The organism is Nocardia sp., from assembly GCF_025465275.1.
Lineage (GTDB): Bacteria > Actinomycetota > Actinomycetes > Mycobacteriales > Mycobacteriaceae > Nocardia.
In genome coordinates this window covers 35,228-56,816 of sequence record NZ_JAODNK010000132.1, presented here as the reverse complement: position 1 = coordinate 56,816, position 21,589 = coordinate 35,228, and the positions used below count along the sequence as shown (strand labels likewise).

The 21,589-nt window shown below is 66.0% G+C and carries 21 protein-coding genes; 9 read left to right on the top strand and 12 right to left on the bottom strand.

Going from position 1 to position 21,589, the window contains the following annotated elements; all coding sequences use genetic code 11:
• Positions 1 to 475: 475 nt before the first annotated feature.
• A complete protein-coding gene (locus JWN03_RS29155) occupies positions 476 to 1,777 on the top strand; it encodes a lipase family protein (RefSeq protein ID WP_297621758.1) in 1,302 nt (433 codons plus the stop codon).
• A 429-nt stretch (positions 1,778 to 2,206) separates the two neighbouring features.
• Here JWN03_RS29155 and JWN03_RS29150 read toward each other — a convergent pair whose 3' ends face one another.
• Positions 2,207 to 3,412, bottom strand: coding sequence for a helix-turn-helix domain-containing protein (locus JWN03_RS29150; protein ID WP_297621756.1), 1,206 nt, complete (start codon positions 3,410 to 3,412; stop codon positions 2,207 to 2,209).
• 351 nt (positions 3,413 to 3,763) lie between these two features.
• Between JWN03_RS29150 and JWN03_RS29145 the strand changes: the two genes are divergently transcribed.
• Together JWN03_RS29145 and JWN03_RS29140 are read left to right on the top strand one after the other, a co-directional pair.
• Positions 3,764 to 4,108, top strand: coding sequence for a hypothetical protein (locus tag JWN03_RS29145; RefSeq protein WP_297621754.1), 345 nt, complete (start codon positions 3,764 to 3,766; stop codon positions 4,106 to 4,108).
• Positions 4,105 to 4,362 carry a Clp protease N-terminal domain-containing protein gene (locus JWN03_RS29140; RefSeq protein WP_297621752.1) on the top strand — a complete coding sequence of 86 codons (258 nt, stop codon included), beginning with the start codon at positions 4,105 to 4,107 and terminating at the stop codon, positions 4,360 to 4,362. The genes JWN03_RS29145 and JWN03_RS29140 overlap by 4 nt, the downstream gene beginning before the upstream one ends.
• 83 nt (positions 4,363 to 4,445) lie before the next feature.
• On the opposite strand, the gene JWN03_RS29135 is transcribed toward JWN03_RS29140, so the two are convergent.
• From JWN03_RS29135 to JWN03_RS29100, 8 genes are all read right to left on the bottom strand, one after another.
• Entirely contained in the window at positions 4,446 to 4,622 is a 177-nt protein-coding gene (locus JWN03_RS29135; RefSeq protein ID WP_297621750.1) for a hypothetical protein, read from the bottom strand.
• 32 nt (positions 4,623 to 4,654) lie between these two features.
• Positions 4,655 to 5,284 (bottom strand): hypothetical protein, encoded by a 630-nt coding sequence (locus JWN03_RS29130; protein WP_297621748.1) that lies wholly within the window; start codon positions 5,282 to 5,284, stop codon positions 4,655 to 4,657.
• A 41-nt stretch (positions 5,285 to 5,325) separates the two neighbouring features.
• Positions 5,326 to 6,762: a hypothetical protein gene (locus JWN03_RS29125; protein WP_297621746.1), complete on the bottom strand. Its 1,437-nt coding sequence runs from the start codon at positions 6,760 to 6,762 to the stop codon at positions 5,326 to 5,328.
• Positions 6,759 to 7,187, bottom strand: coding sequence for an FHA domain-containing protein (locus JWN03_RS29120; protein WP_297621744.1), 429 nt, complete (start codon positions 7,185 to 7,187; stop codon positions 6,759 to 6,761). The genes JWN03_RS29125 and JWN03_RS29120 overlap by 4 nt, the downstream gene beginning before the upstream one ends.
• 261 nt (positions 7,188 to 7,448) lie before the next feature.
• Complete coding sequence (locus tag JWN03_RS29115) at positions 7,449 to 8,741, bottom strand: vWA domain-containing protein (RefSeq protein WP_297621742.1); 1,293 nt, start codon at positions 8,739 to 8,741, stop codon at positions 7,449 to 7,451.
• A 2-nt stretch (positions 8,742 to 8,743) separates the two neighbouring features.
• Entirely contained in the window at positions 8,744 to 9,745 is a 1,002-nt protein-coding gene (locus JWN03_RS29110; protein ID WP_297621740.1) for a protein phosphatase 2C domain-containing protein, read from the bottom strand.
• 3 nt (positions 9,746 to 9,748) lie between these two features.
• A complete protein-coding gene (locus tag JWN03_RS29105; RefSeq protein WP_297621738.1) occupies positions 9,749 to 12,028 on the bottom strand; it encodes a tetratricopeptide repeat protein in 2,280 nt (759 codons plus the stop codon).
• A complete protein-coding gene (locus JWN03_RS29100; RefSeq protein WP_297621736.1) occupies positions 12,025 to 13,239 on the bottom strand; it encodes a hypothetical protein in 1,215 nt (404 codons plus the stop codon). The genes JWN03_RS29105 and JWN03_RS29100 overlap by 4 nt, the downstream gene beginning before the upstream one ends.
• A gap of 188 nt (positions 13,240 to 13,427) precedes the next feature.
• On the opposite strand from JWN03_RS29100, the gene JWN03_RS29095 reads away from it, so the two are divergent.
• Both JWN03_RS29095 and JWN03_RS29090 read left to right on the top strand, forming a co-directional pair.
• Complete coding sequence (locus tag JWN03_RS29095) at positions 13,428 to 14,279, top strand: acyl-CoA thioesterase (RefSeq protein WP_297621734.1); 852 nt, start codon at positions 13,428 to 13,430, stop codon at positions 14,277 to 14,279.
• 92 nt (positions 14,280 to 14,371) lie between these two features.
• A complete protein-coding gene (locus JWN03_RS29090; RefSeq protein WP_297621732.1) occupies positions 14,372 to 14,551 on the top strand; it encodes a hypothetical protein in 180 nt (59 codons plus the stop codon).
• Between the two features lie 224 nt (positions 14,552 to 14,775).
• On the opposite strand, the gene JWN03_RS29085 is transcribed toward JWN03_RS29090, so the two are convergent.
• Together JWN03_RS29085 and JWN03_RS29080 are read right to left on the bottom strand one after the other, a co-directional pair.
• Positions 14,776 to 15,210 (bottom strand): VOC family protein, encoded by a 435-nt coding sequence (locus tag JWN03_RS29085; RefSeq protein WP_297621731.1) that lies wholly within the window; start codon positions 15,208 to 15,210, stop codon positions 14,776 to 14,778.
• Between the two features lie 415 nt (positions 15,211 to 15,625).
• A complete protein-coding gene (locus JWN03_RS29080) occupies positions 15,626 to 16,639 on the bottom strand; it encodes an NADPH:quinone reductase (RefSeq protein ID WP_297621730.1) in 1,014 nt (337 codons plus the stop codon).
• Positions 16,640 to 16,858: 219 nt separating this feature from the next.
• Between JWN03_RS29080 and JWN03_RS29075 the strand changes: the two genes are divergently transcribed.
• Positions 16,859 to 17,446 (top strand): TetR family transcriptional regulator, encoded by a 588-nt coding sequence (locus tag JWN03_RS29075; protein ID WP_297621729.1) that lies wholly within the window; start codon positions 16,859 to 16,861, stop codon positions 17,444 to 17,446.
• 230 nt (positions 17,447 to 17,676) lie between these two features.
• On the opposite strand, the gene JWN03_RS29070 is transcribed toward JWN03_RS29075, so the two are convergent.
• Positions 17,677 to 19,368, bottom strand: a complete 1,692-nt coding sequence (locus JWN03_RS29070; RefSeq protein ID WP_297621786.1) for an APC family permease — start codon at positions 19,366 to 19,368, stop codon at positions 17,677 to 17,679.
• 208 nt (positions 19,369 to 19,576) lie between these two features.
• Between JWN03_RS29070 and pdxT the strand changes: the two genes are divergently transcribed.
• The 3 genes from pdxT to JWN03_RS29055 all read left to right on the top strand — a co-directional run bounded on the left by pdxT (position 19,577) and on the right by JWN03_RS29055 (position 21,576).
• Positions 19,577 to 20,200, top strand: a complete 624-nt coding sequence (pdxT, locus tag JWN03_RS29065) for a pyridoxal 5'-phosphate synthase glutaminase subunit PdxT (RefSeq protein ID WP_297621784.1) — start codon at positions 19,577 to 19,579, stop codon at positions 20,198 to 20,200.
• A 76-nt stretch (positions 20,201 to 20,276) separates the two neighbouring features.
• Entirely contained in the window at positions 20,277 to 21,029 is a 753-nt protein-coding gene (locus JWN03_RS29060) for a YebC/PmpR family DNA-binding transcriptional regulator (protein ID WP_297621728.1), read from the top strand.
• Positions 21,030 to 21,141: 112 nt separating this feature from the next.
• Positions 21,142 to 21,576: a hypothetical protein gene (locus tag JWN03_RS29055; protein WP_297621727.1), complete on the top strand. Its 435-nt coding sequence runs from the start codon at positions 21,142 to 21,144 to the stop codon at positions 21,574 to 21,576.
• Positions 21,577 to 21,589: the final 13 nt, after the last annotated feature.

Genomic DNA, 21,589 nt, shown 5'->3' with positions numbered 1-21,589 from the left:
TGCCGCCAAGCAGAAATTCCGTTTCTGCCGCGTCCGCGCTGACCTAACGAGCCACGCACCACCCCTGAACATCAACGGGCTGAGCTCATCTCGGCATCGGCAACGCACTGAAATGCTGAGTTGAGCGGGCGGCTTCAACGCCTCGTCGCAGCGCGCGGGATAGCCGCGAACATCCTGTCCGGACGTTCCGGAGATGTACTTTTATCAAGACAAATATGCTCAAAAAGTAAGCGGCAGTCCGCCGAATGCACGCTACTGTCGATGACCGCGTCGGCAATTGCCGTTGTCATCGATCTTCCTCGCACGGTCTGACGGCGCGCACCGTTCGAGTGCGGTCACTCGCCGGCGTGGGCGGCAGCCGCGACCGGCGTGATCTTCGTCGTCGGTTCGGGTATCCATCCCGATCGGGGGATGTACTCTGACTGCCTTTAGGGGGATTCGCGGGAAGCGGTCCCCTCCGGGGAGGGAAGTCCGAATGATGGGCAGTGTCGTATCAGCCTGTGGTGCAACGTGTTCAGCGGTCAAGCGCGGTCAGCTGCGCTCGGCTCTGATCGCAGTTTCGGCCGTGTTGTGCTTCACCGGCACTTCCATGGCGGTCGGTAGTGCGGATCCGCTGCCAACTCCGCAGAACGACCCGTTCTACACCCCGCCATCGGGCTGGGACTCACAGGCGCCGGGCACCATCCTGAATTCGCGATCCGTCGAGGTGGCCTCGATGGGGCCACAGGCGCAGGACGCCGATGCCTGGCAGTTGCTGTATCGAACGACCGATACCGATGGCAACCCCATGGCGACCGTGACGACGGTGCTGCGCCCACGAACCGGGCAGGTCAAAGGCTTGATCACCTATCAGAATGCCGAAGATGCCTCGGCCCCACAGTGCGCTCCCTCGTTCGTGCTCCGGCAAGGAGCGCCTGACCAGTACGACGCCTCTCTGGATCTCATCACGATCGAACAGATGTTGTCGTCAGGTCATGCGATTTCCGTACCCGACTGGGAGGGGCCGAAAGGGTCGGTGTTCAGCCCGAAACAGCCGGGTTACGCCGCGCTCGACGGAGTGCGCGCAGCCGAGGGTTTCGCGCCGCTCGGCCTGTCCGGCACCGATACTCCGGTTGCTGCGATGGGCTACTCCGGCGGGTCGCTCCCTACCCGTTGGGCCGCGCAAGTTCAACCGACATACGCTCCCGAACTACGACTGGTCGGTGTCACCATGGGCGGTTGGACAGCGCCTATCAGCCGCTACCTGGAGTCGCTCGATGGCGGTCCGTTCTCCGGTTTCCTGCCGTCGCTCCTGCCGGGCATGATGCGCGCCGATCCACGTCTGGCAGCGGCTTTCAACAAATATCTGACGCCTGCCGGGCAAGCTCTGATCGCTGCGGGTGACAGCAAATGCATGACGCCGAATGTGGCTCAGCATGCGTTCCTGCGCATGGACGACTACCTGACGATCCCCTTTTTGCAGCTGTTCGAGCAGGTACAGGCGTCGTTTGCCGACCTGGACTTCGGCCCCGTGGCACCGACCGCGCCGCTGTTCCTCTATAACGCCGTGAACGACGAGATCGTCAAGATCGCGCCGACCGACCAGGCGGTGGCACAGTGGTGCGCATCGGGGGCGCAAATCACCTATACGCGGGACCAATTGAGCGAGCACGTCAGTCTCGCAATCAGTGCGACTCCCGCGGCCCTGCGTTGGATCGATGACCGTCTGGCGGGGCAGGGCGTGCCAGAGGGTTGCTCGACGCGCACGGTGCCGTCCATGTCGCTCGGTGGTGCATAGCGCGCCATCGGGACTACGGGTCGATGCCCATACAGTTCGGGCACGTCCCGCCACGGCGTCCCCGCCCGTGTCCGCCACCGGATCCCGTCGATGAGCCGGCGTTACCGGAAGTCTCGCGTAAGCGCCTGTGTTTTCAACGGTCGGCCATCCCGCGCTGGCGGGTGAGCGCCAAGCTGTCCGGTCATCCACTCGCAGGACGAATGACGCCCATCCGTCCTCGGTCTTGTGCGGGGGCACGAATGCTGTTGCGGCATAGTCTTGATCAGCAGGTGTGTTCGGCGGACCCGACGAGCGACCGCCCTGCTCTGGGGTAAGCCAGATGACCTGGCCCCGGAACGAAAGATTGTGGCGAATCACCATGCCGATATTCTGCCGGGCTTGCGGATTACCGATTCTCTCCGGGTAACGGACTCTGATCGGAGACTGTGGTCAGACGCTGGGGGCGATGCCACACCATGCGGCGAAACCCCGGACCGTGTCGGTGCGGCGAGCGTCCTCACGGGCGAGGACACGGATTGTTTCGTGGACCATCGGATGAAAGCGGGTCAGCGACGGCGCGGTCGCTTTTGCGGTGTGGAGTGCGTCGAGGGCGAGGGTGCGGTCACCGTGCAGTAGATAGGCCCGCGCCAGGTCGATGTAGTGGTGTCCGGATCGGGAACGTGGTGTGCCGGCAGGGATGAACAGTTCTTCGGCGCGTTTCAGTGCCTCGCCCCCATCCATCATCTCGACGGCGAGAGATACCGACCAGATGCGCGTGTTCGTCGGGCCGAATACGAGAACCTCGTCGCGGTCGTGACCGATTCGGGTGGCGGTCTCGATTGCCTCTGCGAGATGCGAGTCCGCCTGATCACGAGATCCCGCGCGTGCTGAGGCCAATGCTGATTGCAGGTGCAGGCCACCCCAAGCGATGAGATCTCGCTCGTCACCCGCTCCGAGTGCTTGCTCGAGGTGGGCGCGGCATCGCTCCAGATACGTCAGTGCGGTCTTCCAGTCGCCGCCGTTCGTCAACAGAGATGCGCGATGAAACTGGCTTGCCGCTATCCAGAGTTGATCGCCGCTTTCGTTGGCGGCCCAGGTCATTCGGTCCACAGAGGCTGCCGCGAGATCGATATATCCCATCTTGTGGGCGAGGCTGCGAACGTTGTAGTACAGCTCGGCCAGCAAGACAAAAGCTTGGTCGCGCTCGTTCCCGGCGCTCCGATGAACGAGTGCTCGGGCCTCGGTGACCAATGGGGGCAAAATCGTGGCGAGCTTGGGTGCGGCGGCATCCCGGCGATACCGGCGAGCCTGGATCGCATCATTCGAAAGCGTGCGCAGGGGCCGTACTTCGATGTCGTCGTCGGCCAGGTCGTAGGCGGCAAGCTCATTGCGCAGCAACGCAATCGCGCCGTGCAGGTCCCGATCCTCGGCGGTCGTGGGTGGGAACGGCTGACCGAGCAATTCGGCTGTGCTGGTTCGCAATGCCTTCGCGCACGCCGAGATATAACCCGGCGTCGCGGCCCTGCGGCCCTGCTCGACCGCCTGGATCAGGGACGTCGACAGTCCTGTTTCCATGGACAGCCTCGCCTGTGTCCAGCCTTTCAGCTTGCGGGCCTGGGCGACTTTCTCGCCGACGCCGGTCGATTCCTCGATCATCACGGCCTCAATTCAACTCGTCCCCTCGTCCCGAGAGTGCCACAAATTGTAAGAGTTCGCAGGTCCCAGCCGTATCAATCTGAGGTGAGCATCTGGTGCCGGGGCGAGTCGGAGTGCAGGTCGTTCCAAATCCTCAGCATCGGGCCGACCCCATGACGCAAGACCGGAGGCGCTGGACATGGACGTTATTCTCGCTGCCGCATTGGTAACCGCCGCAATCTTCTGCGCGGCTCTACCCTCGGCCAAAGCTGATGCTGCGCGCCACCGTAGCGGTATGCCGGTCCAGGAAATTCGTGCACGAATCGCTGAAGAGTCACAGCGCACCTTCGTTCCATTGCGGGGGTGGTGACGATGCCACTGCCGTCAGCTATCGGATTCCTGCGCAGCGATGTCTCAGGCGCCCGCCGGCAATGGGACGAGATCCAGATCCGCAGTGCTGCTGCGAGATTGGGTTACGATCTGCGTAAGATAGTTGTCTTCAGTGCGACTACCGAACGACCGGTATATCGGCTGCGGCTAGTCGTGGACAGACTCGGCATTGACGCGATCGTCACTCCGAGTATCGCGCATTTCGACGCCGGCGAGGTGCCTGCGGACCTGGTGGCCGTCGTCGACATCATCACCTTGTCACCGGAACACACCTACGCCCGCGCGAGCACTCCAGCGGAGACGTCCGGAGGAAGCGACTTCCCATGACTCAGCCACCGATCGTGCCGTTTTCCTACGCTCCGAATCTGGCTCATCTACTCGGTTCTGCCGATGAAATAGCCTCTGCCAGTGGTTCATTCGATCTCGGAACAGAACATATCCTATTGGCGATGATGCGTGACCCGAGCACGATCCCAACAGACAAGCTTCGGGCGTTGGGCATGGATTCGTGCATCCTTCTGACCCGGTTGGCCGAGTGCGCGCTGCCCGCAAGGCTGGGCATCGAGGACTCGGGTCGTTGATGGTGCGCGTTGTGGCAGGCGGCGCAACCCGGGAATGCTCGGTGCGCTGGTGCCGAGGTGGCTCACCTAGGTAGGTCGTGCCGTCAGGAGTAGTCGCGGAAGGTCATCAGGAAACCCGCGACCGCGATGATGAACAGCACGACCCAGGCGACCACCTGTAGGGCGAGCCAGGGGAGGTCGCGCACCCACAGTCCGCTGATCATGACCGTGAGCAACATCAGCACCCCGTAGAACGGGGTGCGCTGCGGATGCTGTCCCATAGTGCCTGCATACGCCTGTTTCCAGGTGCGTGCTATCGGTCCCGGTGAGGGACCTGCCGAGTTGAGTCACGGACGGCGGGGCGGTCGGGGTGGTCCCAGGCGACGAGGATGTCGGGGTCTTCGGTTCGGTGTTCGCGGAGGGCTTCGATGGTGAATGCGGCCTCGGGGTCCGTGTGGCGGCGGAGGGCTGGTTCGGACATCTGGAGGGTGATGGTCAGGTCGAAGTCGAGGTTGCGGCCCAGGAGCATGGGGCCTGCGACGAGGAGGACGGTGCTGGGGGCGGCGGTGTGGATTCGGGCTCGGGCGGAGCGGTCGGTGTGCTCGTTCCAGAGGGCGGGGAGCCAGCGGCCGTGCTGCCGGAGAGATTGCAGGACTTCACGATTCAGGGCCGCGTAGTCGAACCAGGCTGTGCGGTAGGTGTATTCGCCGGTGCGGTCGTATTCCAGGCGGACGGAGGCGGGGCGGACGAAATCGTGCAGGGCGACGACCTCTGCGGGGCGGCCTCCTGCGCGCAGGAGGTCGGCGACAGTGCGGGCGAAGGTCACCGGGTCGGCGGCGTCGGCGCCGTCGATGGCGATCACCGCATGCCCGGGCAGGCTGGTCGCACGGTCGGCGACCAGCTCGGCCAGGGCGTCGGGGGTGATGGCGGTGAACTGGGGCACCTGTCCATCATGATCGACAGGTTTCGGACGGTGCGGCTGGGTCAGCGGTACTCGGCGAGGCGTGGGCGGACACCGACCAGGACGAGGACGCTGATCAGCACGGCACCGCCCAGTGGAAGCCAGTTGTTCCAGCCCGCCAGCGCGGATTCGCTGTCGGCGATGGCGCTGTCGAATGCGCGCTGATTGATATCGATGGTGGCGACGAGCGCCTGATCGTAGGCGGCGAAGTGGTCGTTGGACGGGCCGGTATCGAGGGTGATGGCGGCACGCAGATCGGTGCGGTCCTGCGCGCGCAGGGTGCGGTCGTCGTGCTGATAGGTCTGGTAGGCGGTCAAGGTGTTCTGCGCGGCGGTGCGTTCACTGCTGAAGGTGATGTTGCGCAGCTCTTTTCCGAGGAACGAGTCGGCGGTCAGTGCGGTTTCCAATCCCGCGCTGTTCGTGCTGAGCGCCTTGTCGAGGGTGGGCACGTAATCGTCCAGGGTGTGTGCGGAGACCCCGGCCAGGCGCTGCGACTTGTTGTAGAACGCATCCTGATAGGCGGCGGCGCGTTCCGGGTCGAGCAGGAAGCGGCTCTCGTCGGCATTGGCATCGTAGGAGATGGCGCGCGCCTGGCGCAGGGCCAGCAGGGAGTCGAACGCATCCTTTTTGGCGGTGGTGAGTTGTTGTCCGGCATTGGAATTCGCGAGGAATCCACCGAGCAGCAGCGCAGCGGCGAGCACCGTGGTGAGGGCCAGCGCTGGGTTGATGCGCCGGCGCAGCGTCACCCGCAGCAGGATCTGCAGGCCGATGAGGGTGCCCAGGACGAGCAGGCCGAGCAGTGCGATCCGCACGCGGGCCACGGAGGTGGTGTGCTCGCTGTCGCTGTAGGCGCTCTCCAGCACTCCGCTATTGGTGTCGGCGAGTTTCTGTGCGCGCGCCATCAGATCGGGAACCATCCCGGTGGCCGTGCGGTAGGCGTCCAGCGTCCGCGCCGAGGGCTTTCCGGCCGCACCGTGGTCAAGATTGGCCAGTTGTAGGGTGTCCGCGGCCAGCCCCTGATACTTGCCGAACAGGTCCAGCAGTTCGCGGATCTGCGCGGCGGCATCGGCATTGGTGGCGATGGTCATGGCCTGTTGCAGATCGGCGTCGACTTGGGTACGCCGCTGCTCCATACCGGCCAGGGCGGTGTCACGCACCTTCGTTAGTGCTGAATCATCCCCGGCGAGAAGCATATTCGACAGTTGCGCATCCATATCGGCCAGCGCGAAATACAGATCCTCGGTGGCGGCGACGGTGGGTGCGGTGCGGTGGCCGATCACGTCGATGCCGTGCCGGGTGGAGCTCGCGCCCGTAGCGATTACCAGCGCGGTGCCCGCGGTGAGCAGCACCGCGAGTACGGCCAGCCAGCGAATCCAGCCCGGAGTGTCGGCGCGGGCCGGCAGCAGTCTGCGGGCGCTGTCGAGGGCCGGGCGCGCCGGGCGGGTGGTGACCGTGGTCATGAGGCGTTGTCCCGGTTCTGCTTCGAGGAAGTGAGGGTGAGCGTCGTCCAGGCGCCGAGGTGGATGCGATCACCGGACGTGATCGCGACCGGAGTCCCCTGTGCGATCGGATCGGTTCCGCCATTGACACGGGTGCCATTGGTGGAGCCGAGATCGATGAGGGCCCAGCTGTTCTCGGCCTGTGCCAGGAAAAGCACGTGCACATGCGAGATGCCGGGATCCTGGGGCGGGCCGGTGAGGTCGATCTCGGGGCCCGCACCCCCGGCCGCGCGGCGGCGGCCCACCCGGACCTGTGCACCGCGCAGGACGAATGCGCGCTCGGGGTAGTGCGCGGGGAACTCGATCTCGTCGTCCTCGCTGCGCATGGTGTCGAAATAGCCGCGGTCAGCGGAAATGGTTGCTATCCACACGGATTCGCTCGGCACCGGCGCTGCAACAGGAGGTGCGGGCGTGATTGGAGGCGCGAGCGGAACAGCGGTTGCTACGGGTAGCCCCGCGACGAAGTCGTAGCTACACCCTTCACAGAACCGCCCCGAGCGCGGCTCGCCGCACTGCGGGCACGGTTCACCCATTGGTTCTGCTGTGGGCGTGGTGCGTTCGGACTCTGCGAGTTGCAGTCCGCACACATCACAGAAATCCATTGCCGCCGAGTCATGTCCGGCAGGGCAGGTCAGCATCGTAGGCCCCTAACGCTTGTGCACGCGGGAAGTCTTGGTGGACCGCGTATCCAATGTCATCTCGTCCGCCTTGCGCACCGCCGACTTCAGCCGCACGGTTCCGGTCCGGGCGTCGAGGACATCGACCACTCCGGCAAGGAGTTTCGCGGTGTCCTCATGTCCGGATTCGGCGGCCAGCTGCACCGCCCGCCCCAATCGCTGTGTGGCCGTGTCCAAATCGCCGAGCCGCCGCGCCGTGAGCCCCTCCTGGATGGCCCCGGCAAGTTCGGCCTGCCCGGTGTAGTGCGCGACTTCGGGGCTGATCTTGCTGGACTGCACCACATCATCGGTCCAGACGGCCTTGACCAGACCCTGCCCGAGCACCTCGGTGCCTGCGGCGGTGGTGCGCACCAGGCTGACCCGGCCCGCGAGCATGACATCTCCGACGCCGCCGGGGGCGACCTCGATGCAGACGTGATAGTCGCGGCTCTCGGCGCCGCCCCATGATCCGGTCGGGTAATCGCCTGTCTGCGTGCCGGATTCGGTACGTCGACCGGTCAGATCGGCCAGTTCGGGCGCCACCTGCTTGACGAACTTCACGGTCGCTCCGCGCGGAGTCCACAGGCGCAGCGCCACATCGGCGACCTCCTTGCCCATGGCTGCGGCGGTCATGGCCTGGAAGTCGGCCACCAGATCCGCCGGATCGGCGACGATATCGACGGTGCCGAGTAGTGCGGTGGAGATCTTGCGCAGTTCGTCGATCTCCCAATCGGTGCCCACGCCGCGGCAATCGCAGGCGAAAACTCCGGTGCTCGAACGAATCTCGGTATCGAGCTGCTGGGCGGACTCGTGTTCGTCACGTCCGTCGGTGAGCAGAATGGCGTGCCGCAGTCCGGCCCGATCCCCGAACAGCTTGCGCGCCAGCTTCAGCCAGGTGCCGATCGCGGTGCCGCCACCGGCGCGTAAACCCTGGACGGCATTGATGGCGTTCTGCTTGTGATTGGCATTGGCCTCGATGAGCGACGGCGTCACCGGATACACCATGCGCGCGGTGTCGGTTCCGGCGACAACAGCGAAGGCCACACCGTCCCGCACTGCCGAAATCGCCGCGGCGGTAGCGTTTTTGGCGGCGCTGAGCTTGCCGTAGGTGTGATCCATGGATCCGGAGCAGTCGACGATGATGACCTCAGCCGCGCCATCCACCGCCGTATCGGTTCCACTCGTCGTGGCGGTCACCGTCACCACGGCATTCACTCGGGTTCCGCCCGCCGGCAGGAATTCGTTCTGAAAGGTATCGATGCGGAAACCGATGGGGGCGTTCATGATCAGCAGTTCCTCGGGTTCGACGGAAACGGTGCCACGGCGACGGTGATGTTGTCGCCGCCACCGGCGGCCAGCGCCAGATCGGCCAGGTTGTGTGCCGTGGCCAGCGGTGTGGTCCGGGTGGCCGGAGCGGCCAGGTCGGTGAGGGTCTCGGCGGCCGGGAAGTAATTCCAGAGCCCGTCGCTGCAGAGCAGCAGCACGCCCGGACCGTCCGGGACGAAGCTGCGCACATGCGGTTCGAGGGCGTCCGCATCGGCGCCGAGCCAGGCGGTCAGCGTGTGTGCCTCGGGGCTCGCCATGGCGGTTTCTGCATCGATGCCGTGTGCGATGAGCCCGGCGGCGACCGAATCGTCGTCGGTCAGGCAGCGCGGCGGGGTCGCCGAATCGCCTGCGGCGAGCCAATAGGCGCGGCTGTCGCCGACCCATCCGAGGGTGATGCCCTCGGCGGTGAGCACCGCCGACACCAGGGTGCAGGCCGGACTGCGGTCACCGGAGTCACCGAGCGCCGCAACCGCCGCCGCGGCTTGCGCCATGGCGGTGACCGTCGCTATGGCGGGATGAGTACCGTCCTGCAACTCCTCGGCGAGCCGGTCGACAGTGGTGGCGACGGCGCGCTCGGCGGCCTCGTCAGGACGATCGGAGGAGGAGACGCCGTCGGACACGACTAGTACTCGCATCTGCGGTTGGGTGAGTTCGCGCAGAGCCACCGCATCTTCGTTGTGCGCGTGGCGTTTTCCACGATCGGTCACCGCTGCGCAGCTGCCGAGATCGAGTTCGCGGCGATCCGGCGCAGCTGCCTGCAACCCGCAGTTCCGGCAGAAGCCGTCCGCGTCTATGCTGCCGGAGGCGCACGAAACGCACTGTAGGGCAGTGATTTCGGCGGACTCTCCGGAAAGGGAGTATCCGCAGTCCTCGCAGAATCGGTCGCCGATCTCGAATACGGCGCCGCATCCCTGGCAGATGTCGCTCAACTCATCACCCTTCGTGGTCGTCGTCGACCGCATTCCTCACACCCAACTGACAGGTCGAACGGCATTGGCCCGGTTCACCAGATCGCGCTTGGCGGTGCTGTCCGGCGACAGTCGCGCCAGGGTCCGGTACTGCGTCTCGAGGGCCCGCCGTAGGTCGGTGTCGGTGAATCGGCAGCCGAGCACCGTGTGGCCCTGCGGAATGGGTTGTCCCGCAGCCAGCTCCCGTGCCGCGTCGAGAACGGCAATGCTCTTCCACGCCTTATGTTCCGGATCGAGAGGGAGCGCGGTGAGCCGGTCGCCCGCTGCCGCCAGGTACTCGTGCGCCCGCTGCAAGCCGCCGCCCTCGAGTTGCGCGCCGAAGGCGGCCAACTGCGCGGCCACATGGTGACTCGAACTGGCGGGCACGGACTCCGCGGCCGCTATGGCCCCGTCGATATCGCGGTCCCGCAATCGGGTTCGCGCCACACCGAATGCGGCGCTGGCATAACCATTGTCGGTGCGCCACACCCGTTCGTAGAGTGCGGCGGCCGTGGTGGCGTCGCCCTCACACTCGGCGGCAGCCGCGAAGGCCAGCTTGGCTGCGGCCTCACCAGGCAGCAGGTCGTAGACGGTATCGAAAAACCCACGCGCGGAATCAGTTTCCCCCGCGGCCAAGGCGGCCAAGCCTCGATACCAGGTGATCCGCCAGTCGGCGTCCTCGGACGCCTCCAGCACATCCAGTTCCGCCCGGGCGGCCACCGGATCACCGGCTTCGATGCGGGCCCGCACCAGGGCGAGAGTCAATTCGGGGGAGGAGACCGGTGCGGCCTCCAGGGCGGCCACCACCATTTTCGGGTCGCCACCGGCATTGGTGGCGAGGAACCCGGCAGCCGGATCGGTGGGATCCACGAGTGGAATCGGCAGCGCCGCTGCGATCACCGCCGGTGCCGGCATGACCGGCCACTGGTTCGGCTCGGTGCCGAAAGGCCTTCGCTCCCCGCTGAATACGGTCGAAGGAGCCGGTCGAGGCGCACCGTCCTGGGCCGCGACCACCTCCCGCAGTACCCCGGTGACCTGTTCGATCATCTCCGCGGCGGAGGCGAAACGATCATTGGCGTCGGGTGCGGTGGCGCGGATCAGCAGGCGATGGAAGGACGGGTAGGCGGCCAGCAGTGGCACCTCGCCGGCGGGCGGCAGGTCGTAGCGGTAGGCCGAGCGGTAGTCGAAATTGAAGGTCAGCAGGGCGAGGGTGCGCGCCACCGTGAACAGATCCGATTCGATCGACGCGCCTTCGGTTTCCAGCTCCGGTGCGCAATAGCCGTCGGTTTTGAAGCCGGCGCTGTCCTCGTCGTCCATGCGCCGCACGGCGCCCAGGTCGATGAGCTTGAGCTGCTCTTCGGTCTGAATCATATTGTCGGGCTTGAAATCGCAGTACAGCAGTCCGAGGCTGTGTAGATGCCCGAGCGCGGGCAGGATCTCGAGAATGTAGGCCAGGCCCTGCGCCAGCGGCAGCGGTTCCAGATTGCCGATGGCATCGCGGTTGGACCGCAACTCCTTGAGCGAGGCCCCGCCGACATACTCCATGACGATATAGCCGACCTGTTCCCCGGTCCGGGGGTCGGGATGCCGCACGAAATTGAAGATCTTGACGATATTCGGGTGTTCCACCGTGGCCAGGAACTGCCGCTCGGCCACCGCCGCGGCCATGGCATCGGCATCGCCGCTGTCGAGCAGGCCCTTGAGGACCACCCAGCGGTCGCTCACATTGCGGTCGCGTGCGAGATAGACCCAGCCCAGGCCCCCGTGTGCGAGGCAGCCCAGCACCTCGTATTGGCCCGAAACAAGATCTCCGGCAGCGAGTTTGGGGGTGAAGGAGTAGGCGGACCCGCACTGGCGGCAGAAGCCTTCAGGTCGTCCCGGGGTGGTGTCGCGGCCCCGGCCGACCGGCGTACTGCAGCTGCCGCAGAACCGCTCTCGTTCCGGGACCTGAGGGTCGGACAGCACCGCCGTCGACGGATCGCGGTACGGCACTTGCGGAATCGAGACGAGGCCCGCGCCCAGACGGCCGCGCGCCGATCGGCCGGTGCGGTTGGAACGGCTGGATCGTGACGAGGACCGGCTCGAGCCGCCGCGGCTCTGCCTGCCAGAGGACGAGGTGAGCGGGGTCGAGGGCCCGGGAGCATGAAGAGCGAGGGAGTGGGCGGGGGTGGCGGTCGAAGGCGTGACCGCGACACCGTTCACCGCCGAGACGAGCTGCGGCGCGGGCGCCATTCCGCACTCGTCGCAGAAGCCGTCCGCGATGGCGCCGGCGCAGCCGGGCCGGGTACAGGTGGTCATGCTGTGGTTGTCCGTTCGATAATGGACCGCTGATATTCCGTCAGCGCCCGTGTTGCGGCAGCGAGATCGCAAGGCGCGCAATGCAGTAGCTCGTGTGCTCGGCGATATCGCTGATCGACCGTGGCGTCCTCGCTCAAACGCAGGCGCGCGCCCTTGGCACGGTACGCGTCCAGCCGCCCGCGTAATTCGTCGCGCCGATCCAGTAGTGCCACCGCGTGATCGCGAGCGGTATCAGCGGCGGTGCGCGCTCGCTCCGCCTCGCGGGTCAGTGCCACCACCTCGTCATTGACTCGAGTCCAGTGTGATGCGCGGCCGGTCTGCAGCAGGGCCAGTCGATCCCGCAGTGGGGCAAGAGGTTCCAGTAGTGGGGGAGTGGCACCGAGGATCTTGGCGGCGGTGATCGCGGCTGCGGCCAGCGCCGTGTCGTACAGCGCCGCGGTTGCTTCCACTGCCTCGGCAAGGGTCGATAGCCGCTGCGCGACACTCTCGCGGCGCACCCGCAGTTCCGCTAGTTTCGCCCGCAGTTCGTCGATTTCGCGGGTGAGGGCAACCGGATCGGCGGGATCCTGGTGCCGTTCGGCCACCGTCAGTGGGTCCGACATGGCAAGGGCCCGTTCGGTATTCAGCCATTGCTCGACCGTCGCGATATGGGCCAGCAGGGGATGGTTGATCGCGGCGAGTTCCAGCCTCACCGCGATCTGCCGAATCTCCCGCACCCCGGCATCGGCCCGATCCACCCCGGGCAGAAAGGACGAGGCCACCGTATCGGCGGCCGCGGCCATTCGCGCCACCTCGGAGTAGCCCGCCGTCATCTCACCGACCAGCTGCACCAGCGTCAGCGATCGCCCGACCACTGCGGGCCCGGTCAGCTGCCGCTCGGCGAACGGAATCGGCTGCGGCGCAAGCACCACCGAAGGCCCGCACAGCAGCGCTGTCAGCTCGGCCAGTTCGGCCGGACCAGGGCGCAGCCTTCGCGCCCGCACCTTGTGTACTCGCGCCACCACACCCTCGAACAGGGTGAATTGCGACCACACCACGCCCAGTCGTCCCCGAGCCGCCGCCCACCGCTGCGCGCTGGTACCGGAGAGTGGCACCTCGTCGAGAAAGCGAACCCCCGGATGACCCTCCAACTCCACCAGATTCGCGGACATATCGGATCGATCGGCATCGAGCCGGGCCAAGGCCGTATCGGCCTCGGCAAGTGTCAACACTGACTAGCCCCCCGTGCAAGCGATGGAACTTGATGGGGTCTACCCCCATTGCCCATGCTGCCACCGTTGCCTGTAAGCAAATCGTAAGTATTTGCCGGACTTCGGCGTGCGATGTTCGGGCAGGTCGCGCGGGTACCGGTAGTGCCCAGTTGTTAGCCTGAGCCGGACAATCCGGAAGGGAACGGTGCATGGCAACGATCGAAGAGGCCCTCGAAATCGAGCGGCTCGAGCGTGACATCTTCCGTGGCGCGTCCACCAAGACGCAGCTGCCACGCACGTTCGGCGGTCAGGTTGCCGGACAAGCGCTCGTTGCGGCGGTCCGGACCGTGGAGCCCGCCTATCAGGTGCATTCGCTGCACGGATACTTCCTGCGGCCAGGCAATCCTCTGGAACCCACTGTCTTCCTGGTCGATCGGATTCGGGACGGCCGTTCCTTCTGCACCCGCCGCGTCACCGGCGTGCAGAACGGTGATGCCATATTCACCATGTCGGCGTCCTTCCACATCGGCGACCAGGGTCCCGAGCATCAGGACGAAATGCCGACGGTGCCCGCACCCGACGAGTTGCCCGACGCCTCCACCAGCATGAGCCCCGAACGGCTCTGGGCCATGCGCGAATGGGAGCACTGGGATATCCGTACCGTCCCGCAAGAGTTGGTTGACCGCCGCGAGGGTTTGGCCGCCCAGCAGCAGGTGTGGTTCCGCTACCGCCACCCGCTGCCCAACGACCCCCTCTTCCACGTCTGCACCCTCGCCTACATGAGCGATATGACCCTCCTCGGCTCCTCGAAGGTCCCGCACCCCGACGAGCCCACCCAGAACGCCTCCCTCGACCACGCCATGTGGTTCCTGCGCCCCTTCCGCGCCGACGACTGGCTGCTCTACGACCAGCAGTCCCCCTCCGCGGGCTTCGGCCGCGCCCTCACCGCCGGCCGCATCTGGAACCGCCAGGGCGAACTCGTCGCCGTCGTGGTCCAGGAGGGACTCATCCGCACCTTCCGCGACAAGAAAGCAGAGTCCTTCCCCTCCGGAACCAACTGAGCCTGCACGGCTCGCTACGACTACAGCCTCGACGCCGAACGCTCAACGCAAACGTGGGCGGTCATGTCAGCCACGATCGTTACTCTCGCACCGTGGTTGAAATCGCAATACTGCGTGCGTTTCCGGATCCCGTCCAATTGCGTCACCGCTCGCGCGTGCTGGCGATGTTGGACTGCCTCCTCAGCGGCAACGCGCACACCCACCCGGGCCGGGCCCACCGTTTCGTCGAGCACTGGCGCGACCGAGAATGGAAACGGCTCAACCCTCGCTGAGAATCATCCGCGCGTTCTTTCACTACATCGATCACCCGCCATCACCGCGCCAGGCAGTCCGAGTGCAATGCTCCCGCTCCACCGGCAGGACGACAGGTTGTCAAAGGTGATCGTCCATGTTTCGGGATCCAACCAGGGTGGAGGATCGGCCTCCACAGGCATGGGCACGCGCGAGGGCGCGGCACACTGCATTCGGCTAGTTCAGCGCTGTGGCTGGCCCGCGGTCAGCCGCCGAAGATTCGCGCTACCTCACGCGCTACCTCGTCGGCTGGGACGTCGCGGATCTGTTTGCGGACGCCCCAGCGGTGGCCGAAGGGGTCGATGAACTGGCCGGTGCGTTCGCCGTAGAAGACGTCGTCGAGGGGGTGGAAGATCTTGGCTCCGGCGGCGATTGCGCGTTCGAAGGTGGCGTCGACGTCGTCGGTTTCCACCTGCAACGCCAGATAGGTGCCCCCCAGGGTGGCCGGTGACACGATGCCCATGTCCGGGTACTCCCCCGCCAGATGCAGGTGGGTGTCACCGATGCTGAACTCGATGGCGAAGGCGGTGCCGTCCGGCAGCGGGATTCGGCTCAACTCCGCCGCTTCGAACACCGCTCGATACCAATTGAGGGCCTGTTCAGGGTCGGAGACAACCAGATGCGGAGAGATATCGGCCATGACCGACTCCTTCGATTCGACAGCACAGTATTCTCCAGCTTCACCCCTCAACCCCACTCGAGGTCAACCCCTCTCGATCGAAAAGCTCACGGCCGGGGCCACATCGGTGAATCCTGACGCCGTTCATCGGTGACTCTCGACGGTCCGAGCAAGCCGAAGGCCGTATCAGCGAAAACCGAAGTCACGATCGGCAACGCAGAGGGCATGCCGCCGGCCCCGCCCCATCCCCGCCATTACAGGGCGTCGCGAACGAGGTAGATCACTTCGTCACGATCATCGGTCATGTTGTGGTCGGGATGGAATCCGATGTCTCGCGGACCCGCAGCCGTCGAACACCGCACACGGCCAGTGGCAGAGCGTCCGCCTGGGTGAAGGACGCTGGCACTGGCCTGCGTAATGAGCGGCCGGAGGACCGTCACGACATGACGTCGATCAGGACCTTGCCTACCGTGCCGGCCTCGACTGCCCGGTGGGCATCCGCGGTGTGGCGGAGCGGAAAGCGGACCAGTGGCAGGCCGTGCTCCTCTCCGACCGGCAGTGCGCCGTCTCGGACGGCGGCGGCGACGTCCGAGACGGCCGCGGCACGGACGTCAGGACCGGCGGTGTAGAGCACTATGAACTGCATGCGGGTGTTGCGCACCATGTGCTGCAGCACATTCAATTCGACCGGGTGACCACCGTCGTTGGCGTAGGTCGAGATCGTGCCGCGCGGCCGCAGCACGGCCAGGTCCAGTGTGAGGTTCGCGCCGAGCGCCACCTCAGCGACGATGTCTACGCCTTCCGGGGCGATCGCGCGGATCTCGGCGGCAGGGTCGCTCTCGCGGTAATTGACGACGTGGTGGGCGCCGGCGGCGGTGGCCAGCAGGGCCTTCTCCGGGCTGCTGACTGTGCTGATCACGGTGGCACCGGACCAGCGGGCCAGTTGAATCACCGCGTGCCCGACCGCCCCGGCCCCGCCCGCGGCGAGTACCACCTTGTCCGCCAGTGCGCCGGGCCGGAGCCGACGCGGCCCATCCTCGGCGACGGTGAGCGTGCGGTGCGCGGTGAGCGCGGGAACGCCGAGTGCGGCGCCGACGTCGAAACCCGCATCGTCCGGTAGCGGCACGGCCTGCCCGGCCGGCACCATGGTGAACTCCGCAGCGGTGCCGGTGGCCCGGCCCGCGGCGGCCATGAACAGCCACACCCGCTGGCCGACCCTGCTCTGATCGATCCCCGCGCCGACGGCGTCGATCACACCGGCACCGTCCAGGTGCGGCGTGATCTCCGGGAACGCCATGGCCTGGGCGGCGCGGGCCTGCCAATCGGTGGGGTTGACCCCGGACACTGCCACTCGGACGCGGACCTCACCGGGAGCGGGCACGGGCGGTTCGCGATCGACCAGCTGGAGAACGTCGGGACCACCGTTGTTGCGGTAGACGACGGCCTTCACGAGGCCGAGCCGATCCGGGACACGGAGCGACCGGCAATGGAAGCGGTGGAGGTGTTGATGACGAGTCTCCTCGGTCGATGGTTGAGCGATGAAGTCACTGTATATAGAATGACTGACAGATTTCAATAGTTGTCAGTCACGTGACACTGTTTGACCGCCGGCTCGGTGGCGACATAGGTTCGCGTGGCCGATGACCTGACCAGCCGACAAGGAGGCCCGATGCGCGGGGAGCCGCTCGACGCGGAGACGATCGTGTCGGCCACCGAGGAGATCCTGCGCCGTCACGGTCCGGACAAGACGACGGTGCTCGACGTCGCACGGCAGTTGGGTGTGAGCCACGGCAGCGTGTACCGGCACTTCGCGTCCAAGGCCGCGCTCCGCGAGGCCGTGATCCGGCGCTGGCTCGACCGGGTGCGGAACGAACTCACCGCTGCGGCGGACAATTCCGAACTGCCATCAGCCGAGCGGTTGCGAGCACTGCTCACCACCATGTTCGCCATCAAATGGGCGAAGGCCAGGGAGGATCCGGAGCTGTTCGCCACCTTCCGAGTGCTGGCGGCCGAGCACAGCACCGTGTCCTCCGACCATGTCGGCTTCCTGGTCGCCCAGCTCCGGGACATCATCATCGACGGTGTCGGCACCGGCGACTTCGCCGCCGGCGAGCCGGAAGTGATCGCACGAGCCGTCCTGAATGCGACGAGCCGCTTTCATGACCCGACACACGCTGCGGAATGGCACTCCCCCGAGATCGATACGGACTCCGCGGCGGTCGTCTCGCTCATCCTCGACGGTCTCCGGGCCCGGTGACGTCCTCGGGATGACGTTGCTCCGCAGTGACCGGGCGACTGCTGCCCTGAACCAGGGATATCTGACGCACGGACCATCCGGCAATCGGCAGAATAGTGCGTTGCGATCAAAGCCGATGGGATCTCTGGCGTGGAAGGCCCTGCCAGCGAGATGCTGGTCAGGGCCTTACTTTTCGGCACCACCGGCAGTTCGAGCTCGTGGCCGAATGTGCTGGGGTGCCGCAGCCTCGGTTAGGCCGTTTGCACGCGCAGGTGGCAGACCACGGTGTCCGGCATCTTGCGCAGGACTCGCTCCAGCTCATCACTGCGGTGGCTGGGCAGGACGTGGTTCCAGCCTGCGGGGGGTTCGACCTCGGCGATTACTACGACCTTGCGGCGGCCTTCGAAATGGTCGCGGACATACCGGGCCACCGGCCCGCCGACCGTGGCGTCGCCGTCTTCGAGGAGTACCAGGCGCACATCGGGATGCCACGCTTCCCACTCCTTGGTGAAGACGGTGATGTTCTCGTCGTGCATGCAGACGTGGACGGCGATCACATCGCGGCCCAATGACATTGCGGCGGAGAGGGCTTCGCGGCTCAGCTCGGATACCTCGGAGACGGGGACCACGATGGCGGTCTCGGTCGGGCGGGGTGTTTCCGGGACGCAGCCGGCGCCGCGGCAGCCGTCGATTCGGCCGTAGATCTTGCGAATTCGTTCCATGACCATCACCAGCAGCGGAAGCACCAGCACGATCAGCCAGGCGCCCTCGGTGAATTTCATGGAGGTGGTGACGATCGCGGCGACGAAAGTGAGGACCGCGCCGAAACCATTGAGGGCCGTACGCCATTGCCAGCCGTCGCTGCGTGTGGCGAGCCAGTGCCGGACCATGCCGACCTGGGCGATGGTGAAGCCGACGAAGACGCCGATGGCGAACAGCGGCACCAGCGCGTTCATATTGCCCTCGGAGGCCGCCAGCAGCACCGCGGACGAAATGCCCAGTGCCAGTACGCCGAATCGGTACACCTGGCGCGGGGAGGTCACCGCGAAACGGTGCGGCAGGCAATTGTCGTCGGCGAGGATCTTGGTGAGCGTCGGCAGCCCGCCGTAGGAGGTGTTGGCGGCCAGCGCCAGCAGCAGCACCGTCGCGAATTGCACGACGTAGTAGGCGATTCCGTGGCCGAGGGCGGCTTCGGTCAGTTGTGACAGGACGGTGGTGCCGTCGATCGGGTGGATCGAGAACTTCCCGATCAGGGTGGCCAGGCCGATCAGCATGAGGCCGAGCAGCAGGCCCAGGGCCACCTCGGCGCGCTGGGCCCGCTTGACTCGGGGCTGCGCGAAGCTCGGTACCGCGTTCGCGATGGCTTCGACGCCGGTGAGTGCCGCGCAACCGCTGGAGAATGCCTTGAGCAGCAGCAGGACTCCGATGGTCTTGGCATCGGTCGCCACGGCGGCGCCGCTCGAGACGCTCGCCGGGTCCGACCGCAGCAGTCCCGCGATGATCACCGCGAAGATGCCGATGACGAAGACGGCGGTCGGGGCCATGAAGGCCCGCGCGCTCTCCCGGATGCCGTACAGGTTCAGCGCCGTGATGCCCACCAGCACCGCCAGGCAGACCCACATTGTGTACGGCAGCAGCTCGGGGAACGCGGACGTCAGTGCGGCCACACCGGCCGCGATGGAGACCGCGACATTTAGCACATAGTCGACGATCAGTGAGGCCGCGGCGACCAGACTGGTGCGACGTCCGAGCCGTTCCTTGGCCACCGCGTACGCGCCGCCGCCATTCGGGAAGGCCGCGATGACCTGCCGGTAGGAGGCGATGAGAACGGTCAGCAGGACCACGATGGCCAGGGTCACCGGCAGCGTGTATCCCAGCCCGGCCGAGCCTGCGGCGGCCAGCACCAGCACGATCGCCTCGGGGCCGTAGGCGACCGACGCCATGGCATCCAGCGAAAGGCCGGCCAACCCGGTCGAAACAGTCAGCCCGTGCTTCGGCGGCGGAGCGTCAACCCCACCGCGCGGGCCGGGTGTGGTTTCTCGTAACACATCAGTCACATCGCGGAGTGTTCACCTCGATCGACACCTGGACACCCGTCCTAACGAAACCTTCACACCCTGGGTGAGCAGGGCCACATCAGCACCCGAACGTATGCTCGACGGCGTGACTCCGACGATTGGTGTGCTGGCCCTGCAGGGCGACGTGCGCGAGCATATGCACGCGCTGGCAGCGTGCGGCGCCGAGCCGGTGGCCGTGCGCCGCGAATCCGAACTCGATGCCGTCGACGGATTGGTGCTGCCCGGTGGCGAGTCGACCACCATCAGCAAACTGCTGGAGGTCTTCGACCTGCTGGAGCCGCTGCGCAAACGACTGCGTGACGGCCTGCCCGCCTACGGGTCTTGCGCGGGCATGATCCTGCTGGCCTCCGAGGTGCTAGACACCCGCCCGGACATGCATACGCTGAACGCCATCGATATGACGGTGCGGCGCAATGCCTTCGGTCGTCAGGTGGATTCCTTCGAAACCGATCTGGAATTCCGCGGCCTGGATGACGGCCCGGTACGCGCGGTTTTCATTCGTGCCCCATGGGTGGAGCGGGCGGGCGACAATGTCGAGGTGCTGGCGCGCGTGCCCTCCGGACCCGCCGCGGGCACCATCGTCGCGGTGCGGCAGGGCAATGTGCTGGCCACGTCCTTCCACCCGGAGGTGACCGGCGACCTGCGGGTGCACCGGCTGTTCGTCGACACCGTGGTGCGCCCGCGCATCGGGGTGTAACCCGGCTGCACAAGATCAGTAGACTGGGGCGCTGTCCATCTGTGGGCTCCTGCCCCCTGAAAAGAGGAAGTAGGGAATGAGCGGCCACTCCAAATGGGCCACCACCAAGCACAAGAAGGCCGGGATCGACGCGAAGCGCGGCAAGCTCTTCGCGAAATTGATCAAGAACATCGAGGTGGCGGCCCGCACCGGTGGTAGTGACCCGGACGGCAATCCGACGTTGTACGACGCCATTATCAAGGCGAAGAAGTCGTCGGTGCCCAATGACAATATCGAGCGCGCTCGCAAGCGCGGCGGTGGCGAAGAAGCCGGCGGCGCCGACTGGCAGACCATCATGTACGAGGGCTACGGCCCCAATGGTGTTGCCGTGCTGATCGAGTGCCTCACCGATAATCGCAACCGCGCTGCCGGTGAAGTGCGCTTGGCGATGACCCGCAACGGCGGCAATATGGCAGACCCGGGTTCGGTGTCGTACCTGTTCCACCGCAAGGGCCTGGTCACCCTGGAGAAGCACAACCACTCCGAGGACGATGTGCTCATGGCGGTGCTCGATGCCGGCGCCGAAGAGGTCAACGATCTGGGCGAGTCCTTCGAGGTCATTTCCGATCCGAGCGATCTGATCGCGGTCCGTACCGCGCTGCAGCAGGCCGGTTTCGACTACGACTCGGCCGACTCGGGCTTCCAGCCGTCGATGTCGGTTTCGGTCGACGCCGACACCGCCCGCAAGGTCTTCAAGCTGATCGACGCTCTCGAAGACAGCGATGATGTCCAGAACGTCTACACCAACGTGGACATCTCCGATGAGGTCCTCGCCGAACTCGACGACTGAGTTCGCCCCCCTCCCGGTACTCGAAGGCCGCCCCCATTTTTGGGGGCGGCCTTCGATTTTCGTATCGGTACAGTGGTTTTCAGGTCGGGCTGACGAAGGAGTTGACATACGCATGGCGCAACCGTTGACCGTAGCTCTCGGCATCGCCGCCCTGACCTCCGCCGCAGTAGCGGTACTCGCCCCGCAAGCCGCCGCGAAAGATCTGGCCTCCGGCGTCTCGTGCAGCGACTACACCTGCCGCAACGACACCGACGACATCTACTACGTCACCGGCCAGGTGACCTGCTCGATCGGCGGTGGCGCCCACGACTTCTCGGCCTACGTAGGCCGCCGCGCTACCGAGCAGGTCCCCATCTCCTGCCCAAGTAACTACCAGCCCGGCACCTCCCACTCGGAGTCGACAATGCAGCCGGACGGCACCTGGCAGAACAACCAGGTCCAAGACCCCGGCACCTGGGACTCCACCTATCCCCTCACCATCGACTACCGAACCGCAACAGTCGACAACGACCAAAAACTCGGCCCCCGCACCGGCTCCGCCGGGTGACCTGACTGTTTGT

Coding starts and splice junctions, on each gene's coding strand:
- JWN03_RS29140 (WP_297621752.1), top strand. CDS start 4,105: ATGACTCAGCCACCGATCGTGCCGTTTTCCTACGCTCCGAATCTGGCT.
- JWN03_RS29055 (WP_297621727.1), top strand. CDS start 21,142: ATGGCGCAACCGTTGACCGTAGCTCTCGGCATCGCCGCCCTGACCTCC.
- JWN03_RS29110 (WP_297621740.1), bottom strand. CDS start 9,745: ATGCGGTCGACGACGACCACGAAGGGTGATGAGTTGAGCGACATCTGC.
- JWN03_RS29125 (WP_297621746.1), bottom strand. CDS start 6,762: ATGACCACGGTCACCACCCGCCCGGCGCGCCCGGCCCTCGACAGCGCC.
- pdxT (WP_297621784.1), top strand. CDS start 19,577: ATGCTCGACGGCGTGACTCCGACGATTGGTGTGCTGGCCCTGCAGGGC.
- JWN03_RS29115 (WP_297621742.1), bottom strand. CDS start 8,741: ATGAACGCCCCCATCGGTTTCCGCATCGATACCTTTCAGAACGAATTC.
- JWN03_RS29150 (WP_297621756.1), bottom strand. CDS start 3,412: ATGATCGAGGAATCGACCGGCGTCGGCGAGAAAGTCGCCCAGGCCCGC.
- JWN03_RS29075 (WP_297621729.1), top strand. CDS start 16,859: ATGCGCGGGGAGCCGCTCGACGCGGAGACGATCGTGTCGGCCACCGAG.
- JWN03_RS29145 (WP_297621754.1), top strand. CDS start 3,764: ATGCCACTGCCGTCAGCTATCGGATTCCTGCGCAGCGATGTCTCAGGC.
- JWN03_RS29155 (WP_297621758.1), top strand. CDS start 476: ATGATGGGCAGTGTCGTATCAGCCTGTGGTGCAACGTGTTCAGCGGTC.
- JWN03_RS29060 (WP_297621728.1), top strand. CDS start 20,277: ATGAGCGGCCACTCCAAATGGGCCACCACCAAGCACAAGAAGGCCGGG.
- JWN03_RS29135 (WP_297621750.1), bottom strand. CDS start 4,622: ATGGGACAGCATCCGCAGCGCACCCCGTTCTACGGGGTGCTGATGTTG.
- JWN03_RS29105 (WP_297621738.1), bottom strand. CDS start 12,028: ATGACCACCTGTACCCGGCCCGGCTGCGCCGGCGCCATCGCGGACGGC.
- JWN03_RS29085 (WP_297621731.1), bottom strand. CDS start 15,210: ATGGCCGATATCTCTCCGCATCTGGTTGTCTCCGACCCTGAACAGGCC.
- JWN03_RS29070 (WP_297621786.1), bottom strand. CDS start 19,368: ATGGCGTCGGTCGCCTACGGCCCCGAGGCGATCGTGCTGGTGCTGGCC.
- JWN03_RS29095 (WP_297621734.1), top strand. CDS start 13,428: ATGGCAACGATCGAAGAGGCCCTCGAAATCGAGCGGCTCGAGCGTGAC.